The sequence below is a fragment of the Streptomyces venezuelae genome (genome assembly GCF_008642375.1).
Taxonomy (GTDB): domain Bacteria; phylum Actinomycetota; class Actinomycetes; order Streptomycetales; family Streptomycetaceae; genus Streptomyces; species Streptomyces venezuelae_G.
The window spans coordinates 765,507-789,536 of record NZ_CP029194.1 but is presented as its reverse complement, the minus strand read 5'-3'; the positions used below and the strand labels follow the sequence as shown (position 1 = coordinate 789,536).

Here is a 24,030-nt window from a genome sequence, read left to right as displayed (position 1 = left end):
CGGGACGGGCTGGCCTAGGGTCCATGGCGCGGCTCCGATCCCAGGGGCTTCTCGCAGGCCGTGGCCCCGGCGGGGCACCGGCCGGACGCACCGCCGCGCCCGGTCGGCGGCGACGCCATGCGGTCCGACGGCAGCCACACTCCCGGACGTTCGAACCGACCGAACCGATCCGGCCGCCACCACCACACCCACGCCGTGGATCGTCCTCCTGCCCACCCGCCGACGCCCCCGACTGTTCGCACACGCTGAGAGGGAGCGGTTTCCATGAGCACAACCAGCAGTACGGCCCTGCCGGACGGCGGCCTCAAGAACCCCGGCCCGGGCCTCCTCACGCTCGACCCGGTCCACACCGCCCTGCTGCACGGCCTCGACGCCCTGCTGACCGGACTGGCGGCACGCCTCTCCGCCCCCGAGGTGGTCGGACCACCCCTGCTGTCCGTCGAGGGCCTGGCCCGGCTGGACTACTTCCGCAACTTCCCCCACCTCGGCGTCTCCGCCGGGCGGTTCACCCCCGAGGCGCTCGACGGCCTGGCGGCCGGCGAGGACCCGGCGGAGCTCCCGCTGCGCCCCACCGGCCACCTGCTCCCCTCCGCCACCTGCTACGGACTCCTGCTCTCCCTGGAGGGCAGGGACGTCGGCGAGGACGGGCTACGGCTCTCCGCCACCGGCCGCTGCTTCCGCAACGAGACCCACTACGACGGGCTGCGCCGCCTCTGGGGCTTCCACATGCGCGAGGTCCTGTACCTCGGCACCAAGCAAGGAGCGGTCGAACACCTGGAACGGGGAGCCGAGTTCATCCAGGAAGTGGCCGGACGTCTCGGCCTCGACCTGACCCGGGCCACGGCCGACGACCCCTTCTACGACCGGGGCGGTTCCCGGGCCCGCCTCATGGCGCTCGACCCGGTCAAGCACGAGTTCAGCGCCCCGGACGGCACGGCCATCGCCTCCGTCAACCGCCACCGCAACTTCTTCGGCGAGCGGCTGGACATCCGGGCGGGTGCCGAAGGGTCCGCGTACAGCGCCTGCGTCGCCTTCGGCGTCGAACGCTGGGTGCACGCGATGATCCTCGCCCACGGCACCCCCGAACAGGCCCTCGCCCGGCTCCGGGCCGCCCGGTCCTGAGACGTCACCGAACCCGCACAGCACCAAGGAGTGACCAGCACCATGGAACGCATCGCCGCGTGGCTCCACGAGAAGAACCCCGGCCTCGACGGCCCGATCGACGTCGACGAGGACCTCATCGAGGCCCGACTCATCGACTCGATGGACTTCCTGGAGTTCATCGACCTGCTGGAGGAGATCTCCGGCGACTCCATCGACCTCCAGGAAGTCACCATCGACGACTTCCGCACGCTCGGCCGCGTGGAGCGCCGCTTCCTGACCCGCTCCGGGACGGCCGCAGCCCGGGGCGGCGCGGCAGCCACCGGCTGACCGCCTCACCCATGACGCCCGTGACCGGCGAAGGCCGTACGGCGCTGGCGGCCGTCGCGACCACCGGCGAGGTCCTGGCCCATCCCCGGCTGCACGAGGGACTGCTCGAACCCTGGGAGCTGCGACGACTCGCCGCGACACGGGTGCCGAGCCGCCGGGACGACGTCCTGGCCGCACGGCTGCTGCTGCGGCTCTGCGCCGCCCGGTTCACCGGAAGGCCACCGGAGGAATCGGCCCCGGCCCAGTACTGCGCCGACTGCGACCGGCCCGGCCACGGGCGCCCCTACCTCCCCGACCACCCCGGCGTCGGCGTCAGCCTGAGCCACGCCGACGGCCTCGTCGCGGCGGCCGTCGGCCCCGGTGCCGTGGGCGTCGACGTGGAGCCCGCCACCCGCAGGCCGGGCCCGCTGTCGGTACTCGGCCGGGTCCTGCCCGCCTCCGCCGTCCGCGCGGCCGCCTGCGCCCCGGACCCCGGCGCGGCCCTGCTCCGCCTGTGGGTCCGCGAGGAAGCGCGGCTGAAGGCCGGCGACGGCGATCTCCGCGTCCTCGCATGGACGGACCCGCACAGGTCGGCCGTGGCGGCGGTGGCCTCCGCCGCTCCCGTCACGGCCTTCACCCTCGGACCGGGGCCTTCCCCGCGGATCAGTGCGCCGCCGGGCCCCACGCGGTGATCAGGCCGTCCAGCCACGCCGGCGGCAGCTCGGCGGCGTCCCACTCCTCGTGGAGCGCCGCCGGCGCGGCGGCGAGACGTTCCAGCACGGCGACGCTGGTGGGGGAGTGGACGAGGGAGTAGCGGCCGTGGATCGCGATGGCGCTGCCGGGACCGTACTCCGCGTACAGCCGCTCCAGGCGCGCGTGATGGGCCGTGGCGAACTCCGTCAGCCGCCCCGCGTACCCGGCGCGCTGCCGGGGGCTCATCGTGCCCAGGACGGCGGTGAGCACCTGCTCGGTAGCGTCGGGGTCCAGCTCGGACACGGCGGTGTACGAGAGGTAGAGCGGCGTGATCGCGACCTTCGCCCGCTCCATCTCCGCCCGGCCGACGGGAGACCGGTCGTCCGGCGAGGACACCGTCGGGTCGGGGGCGAGGGCGTGGCGCAGGGTGCGTTCGGCGATGTCCGCGAGCTCGTCGGCGACAGCACGGGTGCCGTCGCGCCAGCCGGCCTCGTAGCGACCGTCGTTCCCCTCCGGCGCGCTCCGGGCGCTCTCGCCGATCTCGGTGTGGGCGAGGGCGAGGGCACCGGCCTCCACGAGTCCGATCAGTTCCTCGGCGTCCCCGGACCAGACCCCGGCTCTGGCCAGGAGCTGGAGGAGCGTCCTCTTCGCGTTGAGGACGCTCGCCGCGTCCAGCTGCTGCCGTCCGTCGTCCGCGGCCTTCATGGACTCCTCCTCACCCGGCACGGGACACCCGCCCCGTACCGGACACTAGCAGCGGACGATCACTCGAACACGGGACCCGACGAGCTCCGTGACGAGCCACCGGCGCCCTCGGGTCCGCCCCCTGCTGACCGGGCGAATGTCGGGTCCTCGGCGTGGCCCTGAGCGTCCTTGGTGGTACCTCGTCGCCATGCAGCCAGGCACAGCACCGCCGGTGACCCCGTTCCTCCGCACGGCCGCCGCGTACGCGTGGCGGCTGCTGATCGTCGGCCTGCTCGTCTACAGCCTGTTCGCCGTCCTCGGCCGCTTCCACGAGATCGGCGTCGCCGTCTTCCTCGGCCTCGTGATCACCGCGCTGCTGCGCCCGGTCGCCGACATCGTCGCCAAGGGTCTGCCCCGGCCACTGGCCGTCGCCCTCACCCTGCTCGGCGGCATCGCGCTCGTACTCGGGGTGCTCACGCTGGTCGGCGAGGCCGTGGCAGGGGAGCGGACGACGCTGGTCCGTGAGTTCCGGGACGGTGTCGACCGGATCGAGGACTGGCTGGAACGGCCGCCGTTCCGCCTGCACCCGGAGGTCCTGACCGACGTACAGGCGAGGATCGGCCAGTTCCTCTCCAGCCACCGGTCGGCCCTGGTGAGCGAGGCGGTGAGCGGCGCCGGCCATGTGGTGGCCGTCTTCACGACACTGGCCCTTGCGCTGTTCTCCGCCGTGTTCTTCATCCACGCGGGAGACCGGCAGTGGGCCTGGTTCCAGGGGCAGCTGCCGAGGTCGGTACGGGGGCGGGTGGGGATCGCGGGGCGCGCGGCCTGGCGCACCTTCACCGGCTACACGCACGGGATCGTGCTGGTGGCCGCCACGAACGCGGTCCTGGTCGGCCTCGCGCTCTGGCTCCTCGGGGTCCCGCTGGCCGTCCCCCTCGCCCTCCTGGAGTTCGTCGCCGCCTTCGTCCCCCTGATCGGCTCGCCCGTCGCCCTCGCGGTCGCCGCCGTGGTGGCGCTCGCCTCGCAGGGCCCCCTGGTCGCGGTGGTCGTGGTCGCCCTGATCGTCGTGATGGGCCAGATCGAGGGGCATCTGCTGCATCCGCTCGTCATGAGCTGGGCCGTACGGCTCCACCCCTTGGTGGTGGCCATCTCGGTCATCGCCGGCTCGATCGCGGCCGGCATCGTCGGCGCGGTGGTCGCCGTGCCGCTGGTGTCCGTGGTCTGGTCGGTCCACACGGCGCTGCGCGCGGCGCGGGGGACGACGCGGGACGGGGCCACAGGGCCGTTGTGACGGGCCTCCGGAGGGTCTGTCCGACACGGAAACCGAAGAAGTTCCGTGCCAAAGAGCCCTCCGGCCCATTCCGTGATACAGTAGTTATCAGTTGCAGTTGTGGTTCCCATAGACTTCAAGTGCTTAGGTGGGTTCATTCTCGCCAGAGCACTTTTTGTATTTTCGGTGCTTTTTCCGGACGGGGCAATCATCGCGGCGACGCCGGGATTCACGCAGTGTGAATTCCGGGTAATGCCTCGAAGGAGATATCGCATGGCTACCGGCACCGTTAAGTGGTTCAACTCGGAAAAGGGCTTCGGCTTCATCGAGCAGGAGGGTGGCGGCCCCGACGTCTTCGCCCACTACTCGAACATCGCGTCCTCCGGCTTCCGTGAGCTGCAGGAGGGCCAGAAGGTGAACTTCGACGTCACGCAGGGCCAGAAGGGCCCGCAGGCGGAGAACATCACCCCCGCCTAAGCTTGACGCGCTTGACGTAGCCGGTGCCCCCCACCCCCAGGGTGGGGGGCACCGGCCGTCGCCGTTTTACCGGGCCTGAAGCCCGCGGGCCGCAGGCCGCCGCCCGCCGGGTTCCCGGCATTCCGCACACCGGATGCCGTGACGTGGTACCGCACCGCACGGATGTGCCCGGATCCGTACAGGTACTGTTCTCGGCCCGTTCCTGCAATTCTTCCGGCGCATTCACGCCGTGGATTCCTTGATACGCGCCGCATCTCAGCATCGCCGCATCAAGGAAGGCACTCATGAACCGCTCGGACCGCACGAACGACACCCGCCGCCCCGCCCCCTCGAAGGGGGAGTTCGCGCCGCCGGTCACCGTCACCCCGGCCCTGCCCCCCGCGGACACCTTCGACGCCATGGAGCTCCCCGCCGAGGTGCTGCGGACGCTGACCGACCTCGGTGTCACCACACCGTTCCCGATCCAGGCCGCGACCCTGCCGAACGCCCTCGCGGGCCGCGACGTCCTCGGCCGTGCGCGCACCGGATCCGGCAAGACGCTCGCCTTCGGGCTCGCCCTCCTCAGCCGCACGGCCGGCCGGCGCGCCGACGCCAAGAGGCCCCTGGCCCTGGTCCTCGTGCCCACGCGCGAGCTCGCCCAGCAGGTCGGCGACGCCCTCGAGCCGTACGCCAAGGCCTTGAAGCTGCGGACCGCCACCGTCTTCGGCGGCGTGTCGATCAACCGGCAGGTCGTCGCTCTCCGGGAAGGGGTCGAGCTCCTCGTCGCCACCCCGGGCCGCCTCATGGACCTCGTCGAGCGCCGCGACTGCCACCTCGACCAGGTGAGGATCACCGTCCTCGACGAGGCCGACCAGATGGCCGACCTGGGCTTCATGCCCCAGGTCACCGAGCTGCTCGACCGGATGAGGCCCGGCGGACAGCACCTGCTCTTCTCGGCCACCCTCGACCACAACGTCGACCTGCTGGTCCGCACCTACCTCAACGACCCGGTCGTCCACTCCGTCGACCCCTCGGCCGGCGCCGTCACGGAGATGGAACACCACGTCCTCCAGGTCCACGGACCCGACAAGTACGCCACCGCCACCGAGATCGCCGCCCGCGACGGACGCGTGCTGATGTTCCTCGACACCAAGGCCGCCGTCGACCGGTTCACCCGCCACCTCCTCGGCAGCGGCGTACGCGCGGCGGCGCTGCACGGCGGCAAGTCGCAGCCGCAGCGGATCCACACCCTGGAGCGCTTCAGGACCGGCGCCGTCCCCGTCCTCGTCGCGACGAACGTCGCCGCCCGCGGCATCCACATCGACGACCTCGACCTCGTCGTCAACGTCGACCCGCCCGCCGACCACAAGGACTACCTCCACCGCGGCGGCCGCACCGCGCGGGCCGGCGAGTCCGGCAGGGTCGTCACCCTCATCACACAGGACCAGCGCAAGGACGTCGCGCGCCTCATGGCGGACGCGGGCATCCGGGCGAAGATCACCCAGGTCCGCTCGGGCGAGGCCGAACTGAGCCGGATCACCGGCGCCAAGACCCCCTCCGGCGTCGCCATCGGAGGCAACGCACCCGTCACCCCCGAACGCTCCCAGCGCGGCGCGGCCTTCCGGGGCATGGGAACCGTCCCCGGGAAGCCCGGCCGCGCCAAGAACGAGTCCCGCCGCTCCGCCGAGGCCCGCAAGCAGGCAGAGGCCCGCCAGGCCGCCCGGATCCGGCGCGGCGCCTGAGATTCCGCGACCGGTCGCGCGCCGCGCCAGAGGTGGGAGAGGGCCGCGGCGCGCCCAACAGGCCCCGTACCGACGGGTCCTGTGCCGCGGAACGGTCTTGATTCCGCGCCGGAGTCGTGATCGTATGTCCCGTCTGTTTCATGATCATGAATATGGGGGGTTACGAATGACCGGGAACATGGACCGACGCTCGCTCATACGCGGAATGGCCACGGCCGGCGCGGGGGCGGCGGGCGTCATGGCGCTGGGCGGAAGCCCGGCGTACGCCGCCGGCGGGGGCGACGACCCGTACAGCGTCGACGTCATCAGCAAGGGCGCCGACCCGACGGGTGCCACCGCGAGCGACGCCGCCTTCCGCGCGGCCGCCGCCGAGGTGCTCGCCTCCTTCCAGCCGGACCCGATCTCGGGAGCCGTCCCGAAGAAGGTGCTCGTCATTCCGCCGGGCACCTACCTGCTCACCCAGCCCGACTCGCTCCTGCCCAACGTGAACGGCGAGGGCGGCGGCGGCATCGTCGACGGCATCTCGATCACCGGCTACGGCAAGCGGCTGTCCCGCATCGTGTACGCACCGACCGCGGACGACACCACGCTGTGGACCAACTACCAGCGCTACAAGAACATCCGGATCTCCGGTCTGACGTTCACCAGCGAGAACGCCACCTCGAGCTTCAACTACGCCTACTCCTCGGCCGCCTACGGCGTCCAGGACACCTGGTACACCGACGTGGAGTGGCGCGGCGCCTGGAAGCGCGGCATCGGCCTCGACGGCCCGGCCACCACCTCCAACCTGAACAGCGAGATGGGCTGGGACCGTTGCCAGGTCGGCGGCTCCTACTCCGACGCCTTCCTCGTCATGGGGATGACCCCGGCCGCGACCCAGCAGGACCAGTTCCTCAACTACTGGTTCCGCGACTGCAAGGTCGAGTACCAGTCCGGCGTGTTCGTGAAGAACAACCGCGGCGGCTCGATGAACTTCATCGGCGGCTCGTACATCCTCACGGACGCCGCTTCCAACGGCACCTTCTTCCAGCTCGGCTCGGACGCCCCCACCCGGGCCGACTCCACGATGCGCCTGTACGCCCAGGGCATCCGGTTCGAACTGCGCGGCCTCGGCCACAAGGTCATCGACTCCCGCTGGTACAAGGGCAGCATCAGCTTCGTGTCCTGCGACGACACCGCGCTGAGCTTCAAGTCCTGGGCGCCGGACGCGGTGACGCACACGTACGCCTTCAACGCCAACGGGGACCGCGGCCCGACCGTCCGCTACACCGACTGCGCGCTGATGGGCTCGCACCAGGTCGCCACCGGCAGCGCCGCCACCACCGCCGGCAAGCTGCTCTACGACGGATGCCGATTCATCGACATGACGTCCGCGACCGGCGCCACCGGCTTCCTCCGGTGGACCGGATCGGCCGCGCCCCGGTACGACATCCGCGACTGCCTCGGCGGTGCCACCTACGTCGCGGACGTGAAGAACCCGGCCTGACGGTCCGGTCCCGCCACCACCCAGTGATCACCCCGCACGCGGAGGGAACACCATGATCGGCGAGCTCGTGCCCGGATCGGTCGCCACGGCCTGGCGCCTCGACGACACCGAACCCGTCACGCTCTTCCCCGAGGAGACGGCGCTCGTCGTCAACTCGGTCGAGCGGCGGCAGCAGGAGTTCGCCACCGTCCGGCTCTGCGCGCGGCTCGCGCTTGCCCGGTTCGGGGTGCCCGAGGGCCCCCTGACACCGGGCCCGCGCGGGGAACCGCGGTGGCCGGCGGGCATCACGGGAAGCATGACCCACTGCGAGGGCTACCGGGCCGCCGCGGTGGCCAGGACGGCGGACGTCGTGTCCGTCGGCATAGACGCCGAGCCGGCCGGACCCCTGCCGGACGGCGTCCTCGGGGTGGTGTCACTGCCCGAGGAACGCCGTCACCTGGCCGCCCTGGAGGCCCGGAAGCCGGGGGTCTCCTGGGAGAAGCTGCTCTTCAGCGCCAAGGAGAGCGTCTTCAAGACCTGGTACCCGCTGACCGGGCGCGAGCTGGACTTCGACGAGGCGGCGCTCGAGTTCACCCCGGACGACGGGGAGGGACGCACGGGAACCTTCGACGCCCGGCTGCTCGTACCCGGGCCGATGGTCGGGGACGCCCCGCGCGAGCACTTCACCGGGCGCTGGATCGACCGGGGCGGACTGGTGATCACGGCGATCGTCCTGACCCGATGACCCCGTGACCGTGTGACCCCGCAACCCTGACCCTGTGACCCTGTGACCCTGTGACCCTGCGATCCGGTTCCGGTGGGACGGCAACCCGCCCTGGCGGGCTGCCGGTTCATCAGGAGTTCACGGGCGTCGGGGATCGTTGCTCTCCCATCCTTCCGGACAAGGGGGAGCGCCATGCCGTACGGGGACGGGAACGGGGAGACGCCGGAGAGCGGTGCGGGGACGGACGCGACGGACGAGGCGGAGCGGACCGTCGCCGCGCTACGGCGTGCCGCGGCCGCCGACCCCGTCCGCCGGCTCCCCGAACTCGCCTACGCACTACTGGCCTTGGGATCCCTGCTCGCCGGCGACCCGGACCGCCACGAGGAGTCGATCGGAGTCCTGGGCGAGGCGGCCCGGATCTACCGGGGGCTGGCCGGTGACGGGACGGATCAAGCTCTCGTCGGCCTCGCCGTCGCCTCGCACCGCCGGGCTCTCGGCCTCGGTGTCGTGGGACGGCGCGAGGAGGCGCGCACGGTGGCGCTCGAAGCAGTCGGGCTCTGGCGCCGGATCGTGGAGCGGCGCGTCGAGGGCGCCCGCCCGGAACTGGCCGCAGCCCTGGTGAACCTCGGCAACCAGCTCGCCGAGACGGGACGCCACCACGAGGCCCTCGACCGCATCACCGAAGCCGTGGAGATACGGCGCTCACTCGTCGACCCGGCGAGCGGAGCGGGCCGCCAGGAGCTCGCCTCGGCCCTCGGGGACCTCGGCGTCAAACTGGGGGAGATGGGCCGCCAGACGGAGGCCCTCGACGCGCTACGGGTGGCGGTCGGCACGTACCGAGAGAGCGGGGCCGCGGGCGGGGGACGTGCGGCCGGGCCGCGGGGCACCGGGGAGCTCGCGGAGCACGCGGCGGTCTCCTTCGCGGCCGCCCGCACACTCACCGGCCTCGGGCGCACCGGGGAGGCCCGGCCCTACTTCGCGGAAGTGGCGGCGCTCCGCGCCGAGATCACCGCGCGTGAGCCCCGGGCCGTCGCGTTCCTCGACCACCTTCTCGAGGGCCACGGCTACCGCGTCACCCGGGACGGCGGGATCCAGCAGGAAGGGACCGAAGGGGCCGATCCGCTCGGCGAGATCGACCGGTTGAACGCGCAGGGTCTGGCCCTGGCGGACTCGGGCCGGGTGGACCTCGCGGCGGATACCCTCGCCGAGGCCGCCGCCCTCGGCCGCTCGGCAGCCGCCGACGGCGGCACCGCGGGCGTCGTCGCCCTGGCCCGTACGCTGCACAACCTCGGTCTCGTACGGGCCTGGTCCGGCCGTCGCCCGGAGGCGCTGGAAGCCGCCGACGAGGCCGTCCACCTCTGCAGGCGCCATCTCTTCGCCGCACCCGACACCCTCCGGCCCCTCCTCGCCGAGGCCGCGGACAGCCTGGGCAGCCGGCTCGCTGTCCTCGGCCGCCACCCCGACGCCGTCGCGCCCGCCACGGAGGCCGTGGCGCTCTACCGGCAACTCGCCCACACCGACCCGGAGACGTACGAGGGTGAGCTCGCCAGGGCGCTGAACAACCTCGGGATCCGGCTCACCGACGGCGACCGGCACGAGGAGGCGCTCGCCGTCACGGAACAGGCGGTCGACCTCCAGCGGCACCTGCACCGGCGCGACCCGGAGGCGCACTTCGAGGGCCTCGTCCACGCCCTGTCCAACCTCGCGCTGAGGCTGGCCCGCGTCGAACGGAACGACGAGGTCGTACGACCCACGGCGGAGGCCGTCCGGCTCCTGGGATCCCTGGACAGGATCCACCCGAGCAACGATGTCGCCGCCCTCGCCGAGTCCCTGGCCTGGCTCGCCTGGTACCTGGGGAAGCACGGCCACCGCGAGGCCGCTCGTGACACCGCGCGGGCGGCGGAGGAGCTGCGCCGCCGCGTTCCGAAGCCGGGAAGGTGACGGGGGCCGGAACCGTGCGGCGGGGGCCCGGCGTCCGTACCCGACATGAGCGGTGGGGAACGGCCGGAGAGGGCCGAGGGCGAGTCGCCCGACGAGAACGGTGGGACGGCCGAGTACGGCGAGCCGGTCGAGAACGCCGAGCAGGGTGAGAACGGTGAGCCGGGCGAGGACAGGGAGCTGTTGCTGAGCAGCGCCGGCTGCGTGCTTGCCCTCGCCGGGGTCCTGGCCGCGGCCGCCTTCGCGGTGCCCCGGGCCGCGTACAGCTACGACGGCGGTTTCGAGGGGGAGGACACCGACTGGGGCGTGGTCCTCGTCGAAGTGCCGCTGATCCTCCTCGGCGGCTTCGCCCTCCCGCCCCTGACCTGGGCGGCGGCCACCCGGCACCTGCGCCCGTGGGCGGCGGCCCTCGTCTGCCTCGCTGTCGTCGCGCTCGGACTCTGGGGCCTCGACGCGGTCTGGCATCCGCCGCAGGCCCCTCCGGGGTACGAGCGGGGGATCTGACGGCCGCGCAACCGCCCGTGGCCGAGGGGGAGTACGGTCTTGATCACGTACGGACGCAGGTCGTCCCCCGGTGAGGAGTGAGGAACCGCATGGCGCAGGAACAGAGCACCCCGGTGACGGTCGTCTCGTACCCGGTCGGGCATGTCGTCGGCGGACGGCAGGAGGTGCGCGACGACGAGTGGGGCGACGTCGAGTCGGTGGTCAGGCTCGACGCGGAGGCCTTCGGCCCCGAGGCGCTGGCCGGTCTCGACGCCTTCTCGCACCTGGAGGTCGTCTACCACTTCGACCGGGTGCAGCCCGAAGCGGTCCAGACCGGGGCCCGCCACCCGCGCGGCAACACGGAGTGGCCGCTGGTCGGGATCTTCGCCCAGCGCGGCAAGAACCGCCCCAACCGCCTCGGCGTCTCGCGCTGCCGGCTCATCCGCACCGACGGCCTGGACCTCCATGTGCAGGGCCTGGACGCGGTCGACGGCACGCCCGTCCTCGACATCAAGCCGTACATGGCCGAGTTCGGCCCCCAGGGAGCGACCACCCAGCCCGAGTGGGCCGACGAGATCATGCGTCACTACTACTGAGTCGCGGGCAGCTGCCCGCGCGGCCGTCCGGCGGTGAACTGACGCACGGAACTCGAACCAGGGTTTCTCCTGTGCGTGTACTGCTGGTGGAGGACGACGAGCCGATCGCGGAGTCCCTGCGGCTCCGGGGTGACGTGCCGATCATCGTGATCAGCGCGCGCAGCGACGAGACGGACCGGGTCGTCGGCCTGGAGAGTGCGTGAGGTAGTCGGTGATGCCTTCCTGGTCGGTGCGGATCCAAGAGGAGGCGGTCGGCAGCACCACGGCGTCGTCGGCGTACCGGTCGGCGACCTTCTCCGGGTCGCCGGTCAGGAGCGCCGCGTTCCACTGCTGAAGAGCGCGGCGACCTCCCGCTCGCCGACCCGGCCGCGCTGCTTGCCGTCCTTCTCCCCGGCCACGCCGACCCCGGCGGCGAAGGTGCCGAGGGTCGCCACGGCCAGGGAGGCGGCGAGGGCGGTACGGATACGGGACTTGGGCGTCATCGGGGGTCCTGCTGCGCGTGGACGACACCCGGACGCGGACCGGTCCGGGTGGTGTCACTCTCGCCTCGGGTGGTCCAACACCCGTACAGCGGACGGCCAGGGCCCGGACAAGGCTCGGGAAAGAGCGCGCCCCGGACGTCCGGGCCCGCTCACCCGGTGGGGCGGACGGGCGGGAAGGGGACCTCCCGCAGCAGCGGCAGCAACATCTCCTCCTCGTAGGCGAGATGGGCCGTGAGCTCCGTCGACATCCGCTCCAGTTCGGCACGGAACGCCTCCGGATCCGCGCCGGCGATGTCGGCGAGGTGTCCGCCGAGATCCCGCTGGAGGCGGGCGAAGAGGCGGTGTTCGGCGCGGAGCCGCTCGAAGACGTCGGCGAGGTGCGGGTGATAGGCCTCGACCCCCGGGAACAGATGGGCGTCCTCGGTCGTGTGGTGGAACTCCAGCGACTGGCAGAACGCCAGGCACCGCTGCCGGATCTGGAGCCCGAGCCCCGGCGCCGGCGGCTCGCCCGGGCCCTGGTGCGCGGCCCGCGCGGCGAAGTGCGCGTCGACCTCCTCCCGTACGCGTCCCAACTGGCCGCGGAGCCAGGTGTGGACCTCCATGATCTTGTCGGCGAGGCTCGTGACCTCGGCGGGACGCTCGTCCGCCGAGCCCGCGTCGCGCTCCAGGACCACGACCGGCAGGACGCGCGCGGTGTTGCTCTGGTACTCGCCGTAGCCCGGCTCCACGCTCACCACGTGCGCGAACAGCCGGTCCCGGCGGGCGCCTTCGGCGGGGACGGCGAGTGCCTCGAACTCCTCGGCGCCGAGCTCCACCCGGACCAGCGGATGGGCCATCAGATTGTGGAACCAGTCGGGGTGCTTGTCGGACCCGAGGTTCGATGCGACGACCATCAGCAGATCGCCGTGCCGGACGTACCCGAGGGGCACGGTGCGCTGAACTCCGGAATGCGCGCCGGTGGTGGTGAGGAGCAGCAGGTCGCCGCCCTCGAAGTAGCCGCCGACCTTCCCGCTGTTCGCGCGGAACTCGTCGATGACGGACTGGTTGAAGGATGTGGGCATGATGATGCGGTCTCCGTGAAGGGCGCGAGAGCCCTGGGTGTGCCGTGCGGGCGCGCGTCGGAGGCGGCCGGCCACGGTGGAGGAACGGACGAGCGCCTCGCACGGGAATGCCACGCGCGAGCGCACTGGGTCGGGTGGTCGCCCGATCGCCGGCCGGCCCACTGCTCTTTGGCCGACGCCACGCGCCACGAGTCCGATTAAAGCACAATGCCTCCGAGCACAGCGCCTTCGAGCGCCGCACCACGCCTCACCGCACAGCGCCTCAGCCCGAGGGCGGCCCGTCGACGATGCCCCGGACGGCCCCGAGGGCGAGGAGGTCCCGCGGGCGCAGCCGGAGCAGGTCCGCGGTGGTGTCCGCCTCCTCGGGAGCCCGCTTGAGGATGGCCGCGGCGAGCTCCGGGGCGATGACGGAGAAGTAGCTGTCCGGGGTCGCCCAGGTGTTGCCGGGAGCGGCGAGGGCGAGCGCGCCGCCCGAACCGCCCTCTCCGACGAGCAGGGAGGTGAGCGGGACCCGGGCCGTGGCGACGGCCTCGAAGAGGGCGGCGATGGCGGGACCCGCTCCGTCCCGCTCCGCCTGGGGGTCGTTGGCCGCGCCGGGCGTGTCGACGAGGGTGAGGACCGGGATCCCGAGGCGGTCGGCGAGGCGGACGAGGCGGGCCGCCGTACGGAAACCGGCGGGCCGGGTGGCCGTGCCGCACTGCGCGGCGTAGGCGACGGTCCGGCCGTCGGGTCCCTGCCCGAAGCCGCAGAGCATGCCGGGGTCCGTGCCTCCGCAGCGGTCGCCGGAGATCTCGGCGCGGTGTGTGAAGTGCGCGTCGAGATAGGCGGGAGCCCGGGGCCGGTCGGGGTGCCGGGCGCGGGCCACGGCCTCCCGGCCGGACTCGACGGGTGCGGTGGCGCCGGTGACGGTGCCGGATCCGGTCCCGAGGGCGTACGGGGGCGGGACCGGGCCCTCGGCGGGCCGTGTGAGGAGCATGAGCCAACGGCCGAGCGCCGCGCGCAGCTCCCCGGGCGGGACGACGGCGTCGAGATGACCGTGGGCGAGCTGGGCCTCCGCCGTGTACGCGGAGGGGTCGGCGTCCGCCGGGCGCACCCGGGAGCCCGCGAAGCCGACCTGGGCGCCCGGCAGGGCGAGGACGACATCGGAGCCCGCCCCGAGCGTGGCCCAGCCGCCGCCGGTCGCCGGGTCCCGCAGGACCGCGATCTGCGGCAGACCGGCGGCCCGCGTCAGCGCCGACTCGCGGGCGATCACCTGGAGTTGGAGGAGCGCGCGCATACCCTCGTGCATCCGGCTCCCGCCGGTGGCGGGCAGCACGACCACGGGCAGCCGCCGGGCACGGGCGAGCCGGTGCCCGGCGGACGCCCGCTCCCCGGTCCGCTCGCCGATGGATCCGCCGAGGAAGCGGAACTCGAAGGACAGCAGCACCACCGGCACGCCGCCGATCGCGCCCGTACCGCAGATCACCGACTCGGTCTCGCCGGAGCGGGCCGCGGCGCGGCCGTGCGCGGCGGAGTAGCCCGGCCAGCCGATCGGCCCGTCCCCTTCCAGGGGTCCTTCGGAGAAGGGGAGTTCGGTGAAGTCGTCGGTGACGAGCGCGATCGCCTCGCGTGCCGTCATCGGGTGGGTCATGCGTCGCCTCGCCGCTCGTCGTCGGTCCGTCCGTACGGGTGGTTCGGTGGTGCCCCTCCACCGTACCGTCGGCCGGTGGAGGGGCGACGAAGCCGCCCGTACGGCCAGGTCAGACGCCTGGGCGGGGCTCCGGTGCGGGTCCGGTCGCCGCCGCGGAGGTCGCCGCCGTCCCGCCCCAGGCCGCCCCCGGCTCCTCGCGCCGGCTCCGGCGCCAGGGCCGCCGCCGGGGGCGGTCGGGCAGCCAGCCGAAGGCGAGCGAGCTGCCGACGAGCCCCAGCAGCATGCCGATGACGAACCCGCCCAGGTTGGACGTCACCCAGCTCCCCAGGGACGCCAGGACGCCGACGACCGAGTAGAAGAGCCGCTGGCGCGGGTTGAGGACGACGAGCAGTCCGCAGATCACCATGAGGACGGGCAGGACATAGCCCACGAGGCTGTCGGCCCCGGCCGTGAGGATCACGGTGATGCTCGCCCGCTGGGTCAGCAGGATCTCCGCGCCGCCCAGGGCGAGCGCGAGACCGGCGCCGAACGGGCGGCGGTACCGCCAGAGCCGGAAGGCCCGCCAGGGGCGGCGGGGGCGGCCGGACGCCACGCTCAGCAGCCCTTCGAGCTGAAGCGCATCTTCAGGTCGGGCAGGGTGAACCGGACCGCGGTCGTGGCGTAGTTGGTCTGCCGCAGGTCCTTGATCCTGACGGTGTCGGCCTGCTGACCGAACACGCCCAGGGGTCCCTTGACCGGTGGCTTCTCGAAGGTGCTCGCGTCGCCGCCGATCTCGATGTTGTCGAAGTCGGCGGCCTTGCCGGAGATCTCGGTGGAGTCGGTGGTGAGCCCAGAGGCCTTGACCGGGGTGCCCTTGGCGCCGGCCGTGATGTGCAGGAAGGTGCCGCCGAGCTCCACGCTCTGGCAGAGGTTGGTGAGTTCGGCCTCGCGGATGGCCGTGACGATCACCAGGATCTGGCCGCCGGTGTCGCCGGCGTTCGGGCTGCCCTCGGGCATGTTGTCGAGTCCGCCGAACTGCCCGAATCCCCGGCCCTCCAGACTGTCGGCGGTCACCGTGAACGGCATGCCCGAGATGGCGAACTGGGCGGCGAGGGCTCCCTGGGCGGTGAGCACCACGAGCGTGGCGGCGGCGGCGAGGGCGGGTACGCCCATCAGGGCCGCGCGGCGGAAGCGGACCCGGCCGCGTCTGCCGGACCGGTCGTCGGGTAACGGGGCGGGGGTGTTGTCCTGGGTGTGCTCGGGCAGGGCCATGAGGCGCTCCTGACATGGGTGAGGAAACTGACCTGCGCGGCGGCGTCCTGGCGCGGACGGTTCCCCGAGCTGCCCGGGTCTTCCTCGCGTGGTGCGGAGGCAGACGTGCCGCAGGGAACCTACCGGACAGTAAGGCTTACGGTTACCCGGGGTCAACTGGCGTGCATGTGCGGTCTGTTGGGTTTGTCACAGTGGATCATCCGGGGGTGAACGGGGTCACGACGACGTGCACCAGGGTGTCGAGTAGCGGAGGGAGATCGGTGAACCGCCCTTCGTCGACCGCGCGGTGCACCGCAGCGTGGACGGCGCCCACCACGATGTCCACCAGCTCGGCCCGCGCCACCCACGGCGGCCCCGCCGGGGCGTCCGCGAAGAACCGTCGAAAACTCGCCAGAAGTTCCGCCCGGGCCGCGCGCCCCGCGGGCCCCGCCGACTCGATCTCGACCACCATCGTGGCGAAGGCGGGGTTCTCGGTGAGCAGGGTCAGGAGCACCCGCAGCCCGGCCCGCACCGAGGCCGGCCAGTCCGCCGCGCCGCCCGCCTCCTCGTACGCCCGCCCCATGGCCCGCACCACCAGCTCCGTACCACCGCGGTAGGCGGCGACGACGGCGTCCTCCTTGCCGGAGAACAGCTCGTAGAAGACCGGTCGGGTCACCCCGGCCTCCCGGCAGATGTCGCTGATGCGCGCACCGGCGTAGCCGTTCTCCGCGACCGTCCGGGCCACCCCGTCGAGAAGCCGCTCCCGCTGCCGGGACGCCACCTGCTCGGGGCTGAGCCGGCGGGGCCCGGGGCGCAGGGAGCGCCCCGGTTCACGGCCCGAGCGGGCCCCCGGCAGGACGAGCCCCTCCTCGGCCTCGCGGGCACTCGTCATCGGCCACATCCCTCCGGGCTTGTTGACGTCACATACTCGGCGGGATTACAACCCTCGTGGGTTTTCCTCTCGGTGCGCCGAGTGTCATCGGGTGTTCTCAGGTGTTCGGTGGAGCCGCTCCCCGAGGGACGGGACGCGTCCCCACCGCACACGGCACCGAGTATCACGCTCCCCGCACCGCTCCAGCACCCCTATCCGACCGCTGTCTCCCGCACCGCTCTCTCCAGAACGCCGCTGCCGGGACGCCATCCGTGGCGCCGGACCGTGCCGGCAGCGCTCGCACGTCGCTCCGTACGCACCGCATTCCCCCTCCCCACCCCCACCTCCGTACGGAAGGAAGCATCCCCATGCGCAAGCACGCTCTCCTCGCCGCCGTCGGCCTCGCCGTCTCGGCCACACTCGCCGCGACCACCCAGGCCGGCGCCCTCGGAGCCGCCGCCGGGAACGTCCTCACCACCGGCTCCGCCACCGGCACCGCCGTCGCGGTCGGCGACGTCCTGTCCGCCTCGCTCTCCACCGGCACCAAGGCCCGGATCGCCACCACGCAGGGCGGCAGCACGGGCATCACCTGCAACACCTCCGCGTTCACCGCCACCGTCACCGGCAACCCCGCCGCGCCCGGCACCGCCACCGAGACCGTCACGGCCCACACGCTCGGCAGCTGCACCACCAACATCGTCGGGGCGACCGGCGTCCAGAGCATCACCGTCAACAACCTGCCGTTCAGTACGGCCGTCGTCTCCGGGGGCGCGCTCACCGTCACGGCCGGCGCCGCGGGCCCGATCCAGACCACCCTGAAGATCAACAGCATTCTCGGCCTGATGACCTGCGTCTACCGGGCCGGCAGTCTCACCGCCACTCCCTCCAACACCGACAACTCGCTCACCTTCACCGACCAGCTCTTCACCAAGGCCAGCGGACCCGGCACCTGTCCGGCCAACGGCTACTTCACGGCGAAGTACGGCCCCGTCCAGGACATCAGCCAGGCCGGCAGCCCGTCCGTCTTCGTGAACTGATCCCGGTCCGAGTGCGGCCCCGCCCTCCGCCTGCACGGCAAAGGGCGGGGCTCACACGAGGGCGGGGCTCACGCGAAGATGCCGCTCCCGTGCGGGGCGTACAGGTCGAGGAGCCGGACCCGGGTCACGTTCAGGCGATGGGCCAGGATGGCCCCCACCCAGAACAGGACCGAGGCGCCGAACTCCGTGTCCGCCCGGCACATCGACAGCACGGCCGAGGCGTCGAACTCGTACGCCCGCACAGGCGTCATCGCCTCGGCCCCCGACTGGCACAGATACGGCGGGAACATCCAGGACAGACCGACCAGCTCGCCGTGGCGGAGGGTCTCGATCACCGGCGACCCTCGGCCCGGCACCTTGGCGTCGAGCGTCACCGCTCCCGTCTTCACGATCCAGAACCGGTCGGCGTGCTGCTGCTCCTCGAACAGCCGATGACCGGATTCGAAGTACACGTCCTCGGCGAAGGCCATCAGCCGCTCCCGGTGCTCCGGCGGCAACGTGCTGACCTTGGGCGCGGCACTGGTCATGGCGGATCCTCCTCCGACGCTCGGCTCCCACCCCCAGTGTCCGCCAGGCCGGGCCGGGGCGCGCCCGACCGGATGTGCGGAGCCGCCGCCGCGCACGTAGCGTGGCGGCGGGGGAACGGGGCGGGGTCGGGGGCGGGAAGCAGGGGCGGGATCCATCCCTCGTACAGATCGGTACGGATACCCATGGCAGACAAGCCCGCGATCGTCCTCGTGCACGGATTCTGGGGCGGCGCCGCCCACTGGTCGAAGGTGATCGTCGAACTCCACCGACGCGGTCACGAACGGCTCCACGCCGTCGAGAACCCGCTCACCTCGCTCGCCGACGACGCCGAGCGCACCCGGAAGATGGTCAAGCAGGTCGACGGACCCGTGGTGCTCGTCGGCCACTCGTACGGCGGCGCCGTCATCACCGAGGCGGGCGATCTGCCGAACGTCACCGGCCTCGTCTACATCGCCGCGTTCGCGCCCGACGCCGGAGAGAGCCCCGGACAGATCAGCCAGGAACATCCGCCCGCCGCCTTCGAGAACATCGCCCCCGACTCCGACGGCTACCTGTGGATCAAGCAGGACAAGTTCCACGAGAGCTTCGCCCAGGACCTGACGCGGGAAGAGGCCCTGGTCATGGCCGTCACCCAGAAGGCACCGCTCGCCTCCACCTTCGGGGACACCGTCACCGCCCCGGCCTGGCGGGCCAAGCCCACCTACTACCAGGTCTCCGCCGAGGACCGCATGATCCACCCGGACAACGGGCGCCGCATGGCCGCGCGGATGAACCCGCGCAAGACCGTCGAGCTCGACGCGAGCCACGCCTCCCTCGCCTCCCGGCCCAGCGAGGTCTGCGACCTCATCGAACTGGCCGTGCGCGAGACCGGCGCCTGACGGCCCGGCCCGGTCCGGCCCGCAGCCGGCCACTGCTCGCCGTGTGACCCCCGGCCCTCCGTCGGGGGTCACACGGCGGTGTGCCCGCTCACCCTCCGTGCACCCCCTCCGGCGTGCGCGGGCCCGGCGGAGGGCGGAGCATGAACGTGAGGAGGGGGCGGCAAGCGGGGGCGTGACCCTTTGGAGGGTGCCATGCCCGTCCCGGAAGGCGGCGACGCGCTCGTCGTCCTGCGCTCGGTCAACAAACACTTCGGCACCCTGCACGTCCTCCAGTCCATCGACCTGACGATCCACCGGGGTGAGGTCGTCGTCGTCATCGGGCCGTCGGGCGGGGGAAAGTCGACGCTCTGCCGGGCGATCAACCGTCTGGAGACCGTCGACTCGGGCGAGATCGTCATCGACGGCCGCCCCCTCCCGGCCGAGGGCCGCGAACTGGCGGCCCTGCGGGCCGACGTCGGCATGGTCTTCCAGTCCTTCAACCTCTTCGCACACAAGACGGTGCTCGACAACGTCACCCTGGGCCAGATCAAGGTCCGCAAGAAGGACCGGAAGGCCGCCGAGCAGCGGGCCCGCGCGCTCCTCGACCGGGTCGGGGTCGCCGAACAGGCGGACAAGTACCCGGCGCAGCTCTCCGGCGGCCAGCAGCAGCGCGTGGCGATCGCCCGCGCCCTCGCCATGGATCCGAAGGTGATGCTCTTCGACGAGCCGACCTCCGCACTCGACCCCGAGATGATCAACGAGGTCCTGGAGGTCATGCAGCAACTCGCCCGGGACGGCATGACGATGGTGGTCGTCACCCACGAGATGGGCTTCGCCCGCTCCGCCGCCAACCGGGTCGTCTTCATGTCCGACGGAAAGATCGTCGAGGAGACGACCCCGGACGAGTTCTTCAGCAATCCGCGCAGCGACCGGGCCAAGGACTTCCTGTCCAAGATCCTCCACCACTGAGCCCGGCCGCCGCCCGACCAGCAGCCCCCAGGGGTGATCCACATGAACGTCCACAGGACCGGCAGAGCCACCGTCGCCGTCGCCGCGGCCGTCGTCCTCTCCTTCACGTCGGCGGGACTGGCATCCGGAGCGTCCGGAGACGTGTCCCGCGGCCACGGTGAGGACGAGATCACCGTCGGCATCAAGTACGACCAGCCCGGCGTCGGCCTCAAGACCCCGGACGGCACCTATACGGGATTCGACGTCGACGTGGCGACGTACATCGCCAAGGAGCTCGGCCACGAACCGGGCGACATCGTGTGGAAGGAGGCCAAGAGCGCCGACCGGGAGACGCTGCTCCAGCGCGGTGACGTGGACTTCATCGCGGCCTCGTACTCGATCAACGACGAGCGCGCGGAGAAGGTCGACTTCGCCGGCCCCTACCTCCTCGCCCACCAGGACGTCCTGATCCGCGCCGACGACGACTCGATCAAGCAGCCGTCCGACCTGAACAACAAGAAGCTCTGCTCGGTCACCGGATCGACCTCCGCGCAGAACGTCAAGGACAAGATCGCCCCCGACGCCCAGCTCCAGGAGTACGGCGGCTACTCCGAATGCCTGACCGGTCTGGAGAACGGGGTCATCGACGCCGTCACCACCGACGACTCGATCCTCGCCGGGTACGCCTCGCAGGACGAGTTCAAGGACAAGTTCAAGCTCGGCGGCTTCAAGATGAGCAACGAGAACTACGGCATCGGCGTCCAGAAGGGCAGCGACCTCAAGGCCAAGATCAACACGGCTCTGGAGAAGATGGTCGCCGACGGCTCCTGGGAGGCGGCGGTGAAGAAGAACTTCGGCCCCGCCGGCTACCAGAACGAACCCGCGCCGGAGATCGGCGTCATCGTCAAGTGAGCAGGCCGTCGTGTTCGACTTCCTCCAGGGGTACGACCTGCTCGGAGCCTTCTGGGTGACGGTGCAGCTCACCGTCTACTCCGCGATCGGCTCCCTGATCTGGGGGACCCTGCTGGCCGCCATGCGCGTCAGCCCGGTCCCCCTGATGAGGGGCTTCGGCACCGCCTACGTCAACGTGGTGCGCAACATCCCCCTCACCGTCATCATCGTCTTCACCTCGCTCGGCCTCTTCCAGACCCTCGGCGTGAGCCTGGGCGCCGACAGGTTCACCACGATCAACTTCCGGCTGGCCGTCCTCGGCCTGACCGCCTACACGAGCGCCTTCGTCTGCGAGGCGGTCCGCTCCGGCATCAACACCGTCCCCCTCGGACAGGTCGAGGCGGCCCGGGCCATCGGGCTCAGTTTCCCGCAGGTGCTGCGCATCATCGTGCTTCCGCAGGCCTTCCGCTCCGTCGTCGGCCCGCTCGCCAGCGTCCTCATCGCCCTCACCAAGAACACCACCGTGGCCGCCGCGATCGGGGTCGCCGAAGCGGCCCTGCTGATGCGCGAGATGATCGAGAACGAAGCCCAACTCATCCTCATCTCCGCGATCTTCGCTCTCGGCTTCCTCTGTCTCACCCTGCCCACCGGGCTGTTGCTCGGCTGGGTGGCCAAGAAGGTGGCGGTGAAACGGTGAAGAGCAAGCCCACGGTCCTCTACGACGTTCCCGGGCCGCGCGCCCGGCGGCGCAACCTCCTCTGGACGCTGCTGTTCCTGATCGCGCTCGCCGCCGTGGTGTGGTGGGTGGTCGCGAGCCTCGCCGAGAAGAACCAGCTCGAATGGGACAAGTGGGCGCCCTTCTTCACCGACGCCCGCGTCTGGGAGACGTACATCCTGCCCGCCCTGAAGAACACCGTCATCGCCGCCGCGCTCGCCATGGTGCTCGCCCTGCCCCTCGGCGCCTTCCTCGGCATCTCCCGCCTCTCCGAGCACCGCTGGGTGCGCGGCGCGGCCGGTACCGTCGTCGAGTTCTTCCGGGCCATCCCCGTCCTGATCCTCATGCTCTTCGCCGACGCCGCCTACTCCGAGTTCACCGACATCAGCCCGGACGTCCGCCCGCTGTACGCCGTCGTCACCGGCCTCGTCCTCTACAACGCCTCGGTGCTCGCCGAGGTCGTCCGCGCCGGCATCCTCTCCCTGCCCAGCGGCCAGACCGACGCGGCGAAGGCCATCGGCATGCGCAAGGGCCAGACCATGGCCTACGTGCTGCTCCCGCAGTCGGTCACCGCCATGCTGCCCGCCCTGGTCAGCCAGCTCGTCGTCATCGTCAAGGACACCGCGCTCGGCGGCGCGATGCTCGGCTTCTCCGAACTCCTCGCCTCCGTACGCCCGATGAGCGCGAACTACGGTGCCAACACGATCGCCTGCTTCACCGTCGTCGCCGTCATCTTCGTCGCCCTCAACTTCGCGCTCACCACCTTCGCCTCCTGGCTCGAAGGCCGGCTGCGGCGCGGCAAGAAGTCCACGGGCGCGGTCGTCGGCGTCGAGGCGGTCGAGGAACTGGCCACCCCGGGCGAACACATGGGTCCGACCGACAAGGCCTAGGGGGTGTCTCACCGATCAGACCGGGCCCGTGACCCGGTCCGTTCAGGCCTGGGGGAAGCCGAGCAGCGCCACCGGAGCGGAAGTCGGTCGCGGCGAACCGCCGGCCGGTTCGACGGTGACTCCCACCCCCGACGCCCGGTTCACGGGGCCGTCGAGGAGGGTCGCCTCGGCGGTGGCCCCCGGGTCCATCAGCCCCGCGGACCGCATGGTGCCCCCGTCGTCGTACCAGAGCTGGTAGACCTTGCCGGCCGGTGGCGGCGCCATGCCGGAGGCCGCGAACACGGCCCGGTCGAGCTCGGCCGAGACGACGACCGTACCCACGGCGCCCCCGTCGAGCCGGGTGGTGGAGACCCTGGCGTCCGGAGCGGCCAGGACCTCGGCGACGGCGTCGTTCGCCTGGCGCGCGCGGGCCGTCTCCTGCCGGGCGTCCTCGGCCAGTCCGTGCTGCCAGGCCGTGACGCCACCGAGCCCGACGAGCGCGGCGAGGCAGGCCGCCAGCGCCCAGTGCGACCAACGGTGGAAGCCGCGCCGCCCGCGCCGGGGCCGCGCCGCCTTCGTGGTCGGCGGCGGATCCTGGCGGACGGCCGCGATCCGCCCCAGCACCCCGGCCCGCAGCGTGGCGGTCGGCGGCACCGCGACGGCGAGAGCGAGCCGGACCACGGTCTCGGAGAACTCCCGGACCTCCTGGGCGCACGAGGAGCACTCCGCCAGGTGGCGCCGGACGGCCGCGTGCTCCTCGGAGTCCAGAGCGCCGAGCGCGTACGCGCCGGTCAGCATGTGCGGATCGACGGCGTTCACGCGCCCACCCCCAGGCAGTCCCGGAGCCGGACGAGACCGTCACGCATCCGCGCCTTGACGGTGCCCAGCGGTACGGCCAGCAGTTCCGCGACCTCGCGATAGGTGAGGCCCCGGTAGTACGCGAGGGTCACCGACTGGCGCTGCAGCTCGGTGAGACCACGCAGACAGCGCCGGACCTGCTCCCGCTCCAGCCTGCCCTCCACCTGCTCGACCACCTCGTCGTAGGCGGCCGTGTGCTCCAGGAGCGCCACCCGCTTCTCACGGTTCGACGCCGCCTGCTCCGAGCGCACCCGGTCGACGGCCCTGCGGTGCGCGAGCGTCAGGACCCACGTCATCACCGACCCCCGCGCCGGCTGGTAGCGGGCCGCGGACCGCCACACCTCGACCAGCACCTCCTGGGCGACCTCCTCCGACTGCGCCGCGTCGCGCAGCACGGTACGGACGAGCCCCAGCACCGGCCCGGACACGGCCTCGAAGACGGCGGTGAAAGCCTCCTGGTCGCCGAGCGCCACGCGCCCCATCAGCTCGGGAAGGTCCGGAGCCGCCGGCCGGACACTGCCGATCCACACGTTCTCTGTCACCGGCGGTTTCCTCCAGGAATCACTTGGCTACGTGAAGGATTCGGAGCCGA

Annotated in this window: 27 protein-coding genes and 1 pseudogene; 18 read left to right on the top strand and 10 right to left on the bottom strand. The window is 72.1% G+C overall.

Features of this window, described 5'->3' with window-relative positions:
* Positions 1-264 precede the first annotated feature (264 nt).
* The 3 genes from DEJ46_RS03585 to DEJ46_RS03575 are packed head-to-tail and all read left to right on the top strand — an operon-like array spanning position 265 to position 2,102.
* Positions 265-1,122 carry an aminoacyl--tRNA ligase-related protein gene (locus DEJ46_RS03585; protein ID WP_150264122.1) on the top strand — a complete coding sequence of 286 codons (858 nt, stop codon included), beginning with the start codon at positions 265-267 and terminating at the stop codon, positions 1,120-1,122.
* A 42-nt stretch (positions 1,123-1,164) separates the two neighbouring features.
* Positions 1,165-1,431 carry an acyl carrier protein gene (locus DEJ46_RS03580; protein WP_150264121.1) on the top strand — a complete coding sequence of 89 codons (267 nt, stop codon included), beginning with the start codon at positions 1,165-1,167 and terminating at the stop codon, positions 1,429-1,431.
* Positions 1,432-1,442: 11 nt separating this feature from the next.
* Positions 1,443-2,102 carry a 4'-phosphopantetheinyl transferase family protein gene (locus DEJ46_RS03575; RefSeq protein WP_150264120.1) on the top strand — a complete coding sequence of 220 codons (660 nt, stop codon included), beginning with the start codon at positions 1,443-1,445 and terminating at the stop codon, positions 2,100-2,102.
* Here DEJ46_RS03575 and DEJ46_RS03570 read toward each other — a convergent pair.
* A complete protein-coding gene (locus tag DEJ46_RS03570; protein WP_150264119.1) occupies positions 2,074-2,808 on the bottom strand; it encodes a hypothetical protein in 735 nt (244 codons plus the stop codon). The genes DEJ46_RS03575 and DEJ46_RS03570 overlap by 29 nt on opposite strands.
* A 187-nt stretch (positions 2,809-2,995) precedes the next feature.
* Between DEJ46_RS03570 and DEJ46_RS03565 the strand changes: the two genes are divergently transcribed.
* The 9 genes and pseudogenes from DEJ46_RS03565 to DEJ46_RS03525 all read left to right on the top strand — a co-directional run.
* Complete coding sequence (locus DEJ46_RS03565) at positions 2,996-4,078, top strand: AI-2E family transporter (RefSeq protein WP_190622408.1); 1,083 nt, start codon at positions 2,996-2,998, stop codon at positions 4,076-4,078.
* 252 nt (positions 4,079-4,330) lie between these two features.
* A complete protein-coding gene (locus DEJ46_RS03560) occupies positions 4,331-4,534 on the top strand; it encodes a cold-shock protein (RefSeq protein WP_024760785.1) in 204 nt (67 codons plus the stop codon).
* A 284-nt stretch (positions 4,535-4,818) separates the two neighbouring features.
* Entirely contained in the window at positions 4,819-6,255 is a 1,437-nt protein-coding gene (locus tag DEJ46_RS03555) for a DEAD/DEAH box helicase (protein WP_150264117.1), read from the top strand.
* 178 nt (positions 6,256-6,433) lie between these two features.
* Entirely contained in the window at positions 6,434-7,741 is a 1,308-nt protein-coding gene (locus tag DEJ46_RS03550) for a hypothetical protein (protein WP_223834486.1), read from the top strand.
* Positions 7,742-7,793: 52 nt separating this feature from the next.
* Positions 7,794-8,465, top strand: a complete 672-nt coding sequence (locus DEJ46_RS03545) for a 4'-phosphopantetheinyl transferase (protein ID WP_150264115.1) — start codon at positions 7,794-7,796, stop codon at positions 8,463-8,465.
* Positions 8,466-8,636: 171 nt separating this feature from the next.
* The gene (locus DEJ46_RS03540; RefSeq protein ID WP_150264114.1) at positions 8,637-10,385 is read left to right on the top strand and encodes a tetratricopeptide repeat protein; all 1,749 of its coding nucleotides are present in this window, start codon (positions 8,637-8,639) and stop codon (positions 10,383-10,385) included.
* Between the two features lie 45 nt (positions 10,386-10,430).
* The gene (locus DEJ46_RS03535) at positions 10,431-10,886 is read left to right on the top strand and encodes a hypothetical protein (RefSeq protein ID WP_150264113.1); all 456 of its coding nucleotides are present in this window, start codon (positions 10,431-10,433) and stop codon (positions 10,884-10,886) included.
* An 89-nt stretch (positions 10,887-10,975) separates the two neighbouring features.
* Positions 10,976-11,461, top strand: coding sequence for an SAM-dependent methyltransferase (locus DEJ46_RS03530; protein ID WP_150264112.1), 486 nt, complete (start codon positions 10,976-10,978; stop codon positions 11,459-11,461).
* 71 nt (positions 11,462-11,532) lie between these two features.
* Positions 11,533-11,655 (top strand): annotated as a pseudogene (locus DEJ46_RS03525) (DNA-binding response regulator); the annotation flags it as partial.
* A gap of 114 nt (positions 11,656-11,769) precedes the next feature.
* Here the strand turns inward: DEJ46_RS03525 and DEJ46_RS40690 are convergent.
* The 6 genes from DEJ46_RS40690 to DEJ46_RS03500 form a co-directional block, all read right to left on the bottom strand.
* Positions 11,770-11,943 (bottom strand): hypothetical protein, encoded by a 174-nt coding sequence (locus DEJ46_RS40690; RefSeq protein ID WP_190622406.1) that lies wholly within the window; start codon positions 11,941-11,943, stop codon positions 11,770-11,772.
* A gap of 149 nt (positions 11,944-12,092) precedes the next feature.
* Positions 12,093-13,004, bottom strand: coding sequence for a nitroreductase/quinone reductase family protein (locus tag DEJ46_RS03520; protein WP_150264111.1), 912 nt, complete (start codon positions 13,002-13,004; stop codon positions 12,093-12,095).
* Between the two features lie 262 nt (positions 13,005-13,266).
* Positions 13,267-14,634: a carboxyl transferase domain-containing protein gene (locus DEJ46_RS03515; protein ID WP_150264110.1), complete on the bottom strand. Its 1,368-nt coding sequence runs from the start codon at positions 14,632-14,634 to the stop codon at positions 13,267-13,269.
* A 109-nt stretch (positions 14,635-14,743) separates the two neighbouring features.
* Complete coding sequence (locus tag DEJ46_RS03510) at positions 14,744-15,226, bottom strand: DUF6114 domain-containing protein (RefSeq protein WP_223834485.1); 483 nt, start codon at positions 15,224-15,226, stop codon at positions 14,744-14,746.
* Positions 15,227-15,228: 2 nt separating this feature from the next.
* The gene (locus DEJ46_RS03505) at positions 15,229-15,885 is read right to left on the bottom strand and encodes a DUF6230 family protein (protein WP_150264109.1); all 657 of its coding nucleotides are present in this window, start codon (positions 15,883-15,885) and stop codon (positions 15,229-15,231) included.
* Between the two features lie 196 nt (positions 15,886-16,081).
* Entirely contained in the window at positions 16,082-16,756 is a 675-nt protein-coding gene (locus DEJ46_RS03500) for a TetR/AcrR family transcriptional regulator (protein ID WP_150264108.1), read from the bottom strand.
* A gap of 347 nt (positions 16,757-17,103) precedes the next feature.
* Between DEJ46_RS03500 and DEJ46_RS03495 the strand changes: the two genes are divergently transcribed.
* On the top strand, positions 17,104-17,772 hold the full coding sequence (locus DEJ46_RS03495; protein WP_150264107.1) for a Tat pathway signal sequence domain protein: 669 nt from the start codon (positions 17,104-17,106) through the stop codon (positions 17,770-17,772).
* Between the two features lie 68 nt (positions 17,773-17,840).
* Here DEJ46_RS03495 and DEJ46_RS03490 read toward each other — a convergent pair whose 3' ends face one another.
* Positions 17,841-18,299: a Crp/Fnr family transcriptional regulator gene (locus tag DEJ46_RS03490; RefSeq protein WP_150264106.1), complete on the bottom strand. Its 459-nt coding sequence runs from the start codon at positions 18,297-18,299 to the stop codon at positions 17,841-17,843.
* A 183-nt stretch (positions 18,300-18,482) separates the two neighbouring features.
* Here DEJ46_RS03490 and DEJ46_RS03485 point away from each other — a divergent pair, with 183 nt between their 5' ends.
* The 5 genes from DEJ46_RS03485 (at position 18,483) to DEJ46_RS03465 (ending at position 22,601) form a co-directional block, all read left to right on the top strand.
* The gene (locus DEJ46_RS03485; protein ID WP_150264105.1) at positions 18,483-19,178 is read left to right on the top strand and encodes an alpha/beta hydrolase; all 696 of its coding nucleotides are present in this window, start codon (positions 18,483-18,485) and stop codon (positions 19,176-19,178) included.
* A 192-nt stretch (positions 19,179-19,370) separates the two neighbouring features.
* A complete protein-coding gene (locus DEJ46_RS03480; RefSeq protein ID WP_150264104.1) occupies positions 19,371-20,126 on the top strand; it encodes an amino acid ABC transporter ATP-binding protein in 756 nt (251 codons plus the stop codon).
* Positions 20,127-20,168: 42 nt separating this feature from the next.
* Positions 20,169-21,017 carry a glutamate ABC transporter substrate-binding protein gene (locus DEJ46_RS03475; protein WP_150264103.1) on the top strand — a complete coding sequence of 283 codons (849 nt, stop codon included), beginning with the start codon at positions 20,169-20,171 and terminating at the stop codon, positions 21,015-21,017.
* A gap of 10 nt (positions 21,018-21,027) precedes the next feature.
* Positions 21,028-21,693: an amino acid ABC transporter permease gene (locus tag DEJ46_RS03470; protein WP_150264102.1), complete on the top strand. Its 666-nt coding sequence runs from the start codon at positions 21,028-21,030 to the stop codon at positions 21,691-21,693.
* On the top strand, positions 21,690-22,601 hold the full coding sequence (locus DEJ46_RS03465) for an amino acid ABC transporter permease (protein WP_150264101.1): 912 nt from the start codon (positions 21,690-21,692) through the stop codon (positions 22,599-22,601). Before DEJ46_RS03470 ends, DEJ46_RS03465 begins: the two co-directional genes overlap by 4 nt.
* A 42-nt stretch (positions 22,602-22,643) precedes the next feature.
* Here DEJ46_RS03465 and DEJ46_RS03460 read toward each other — a convergent pair whose 3' ends face one another.
* The gene (locus DEJ46_RS03460; RefSeq protein WP_150264100.1) at positions 22,644-23,399 is read right to left on the bottom strand and encodes an anti-sigma factor domain-containing protein; all 756 of its coding nucleotides are present in this window, start codon (positions 23,397-23,399) and stop codon (positions 22,644-22,646) included.
* Positions 23,396-23,980, bottom strand: a complete 585-nt coding sequence (locus DEJ46_RS03455; RefSeq protein WP_223834484.1) for a sigma-70 family RNA polymerase sigma factor — start codon at positions 23,978-23,980, stop codon at positions 23,396-23,398. Before DEJ46_RS03455 ends, DEJ46_RS03460 begins: the two co-directional genes overlap by 4 nt.
* Positions 23,981-24,030 lie beyond the last annotated feature (50 nt).

Bases quoted from the DNA above. Each gene is read 5' to 3' on its own strand.
- DEJ46_RS03550 (WP_223834486.1), top strand. From the start codon at position 6,434: ATGGACCGACGCTCGCTCATACGCGGAATGGCCACGGCCGGCGCGGGG.
- DEJ46_RS03555 (WP_150264117.1), top strand. From the start codon at position 4,819: ATGAACCGCTCGGACCGCACGAACGACACCCGCCGCCCCGCCCCCTCG.
- DEJ46_RS03500 (WP_150264108.1), bottom strand. From the start codon at position 16,756: ATGACGAGTGCCCGCGAGGCCGAGGAGGGGCTCGTCCTGCCGGGGGCC.
- DEJ46_RS03485 (WP_150264105.1), top strand. From the start codon at position 18,483: ATGGCAGACAAGCCCGCGATCGTCCTCGTGCACGGATTCTGGGGCGGC.
- DEJ46_RS03585 (WP_150264122.1), top strand. From the start codon at position 265: ATGAGCACAACCAGCAGTACGGCCCTGCCGGACGGCGGCCTCAAGAAC.
- DEJ46_RS03535 (WP_150264113.1), top strand. From the start codon at position 10,431: ATGAGCGGTGGGGAACGGCCGGAGAGGGCCGAGGGCGAGTCGCCCGAC.
- DEJ46_RS03515 (WP_150264110.1), bottom strand. From the start codon at position 14,634: ATGACCCACCCGATGACGGCACGCGAGGCGATCGCGCTCGTCACCGAC.
- DEJ46_RS03495 (WP_150264107.1), top strand. From the start codon at position 17,104: ATGCGCAAGCACGCTCTCCTCGCCGCCGTCGGCCTCGCCGTCTCGGCC.
- DEJ46_RS03580 (WP_150264121.1), top strand. From the start codon at position 1,165: ATGGAACGCATCGCCGCGTGGCTCCACGAGAAGAACCCCGGCCTCGAC.
- DEJ46_RS03575 (WP_150264120.1), top strand. From the start codon at position 1,443: ATGACGCCCGTGACCGGCGAAGGCCGTACGGCGCTGGCGGCCGTCGCG.
- DEJ46_RS03560 (WP_024760785.1), top strand. From the start codon at position 4,331: ATGGCTACCGGCACCGTTAAGTGGTTCAACTCGGAAAAGGGCTTCGGC.
- DEJ46_RS03475 (WP_150264103.1), top strand. From the start codon at position 20,169: ATGAACGTCCACAGGACCGGCAGAGCCACCGTCGCCGTCGCCGCGGCC.
- DEJ46_RS03520 (WP_150264111.1), bottom strand. From the start codon at position 13,004: ATGCCCACATCCTTCAACCAGTCCGTCATCGACGAGTTCCGCGCGAAC.
- DEJ46_RS03545 (WP_150264115.1), top strand. From the start codon at position 7,794: ATGATCGGCGAGCTCGTGCCCGGATCGGTCGCCACGGCCTGGCGCCTC.
- DEJ46_RS03480 (WP_150264104.1), top strand. From the start codon at position 19,371: ATGCCCGTCCCGGAAGGCGGCGACGCGCTCGTCGTCCTGCGCTCGGTC.
- DEJ46_RS03490 (WP_150264106.1), bottom strand. From the start codon at position 18,299: ATGACCAGTGCCGCGCCCAAGGTCAGCACGTTGCCGCCGGAGCACCGG.
- DEJ46_RS03570 (WP_150264119.1), bottom strand. From the start codon at position 2,808: ATGAAGGCCGCGGACGACGGACGGCAGCAGCTGGACGCGGCGAGCGTC.
- DEJ46_RS03505 (WP_150264109.1), bottom strand. From the start codon at position 15,885: ATGGCCCTGCCCGAGCACACCCAGGACAACACCCCCGCCCCGTTACCC.
- DEJ46_RS03540 (WP_150264114.1), top strand. From the start codon at position 8,637: ATGCCGTACGGGGACGGGAACGGGGAGACGCCGGAGAGCGGTGCGGGG.
- DEJ46_RS03565 (WP_190622408.1), top strand. From the start codon at position 2,996: ATGCAGCCAGGCACAGCACCGCCGGTGACCCCGTTCCTCCGCACGGCC.
- DEJ46_RS40690 (WP_190622406.1), bottom strand. From the start codon at position 11,943: ATGACGCCCAAGTCCCGTATCCGTACCGCCCTCGCCGCCTCCCTGGCC.
- DEJ46_RS03530 (WP_150264112.1), top strand. From the start codon at position 10,976: ATGGCGCAGGAACAGAGCACCCCGGTGACGGTCGTCTCGTACCCGGTC.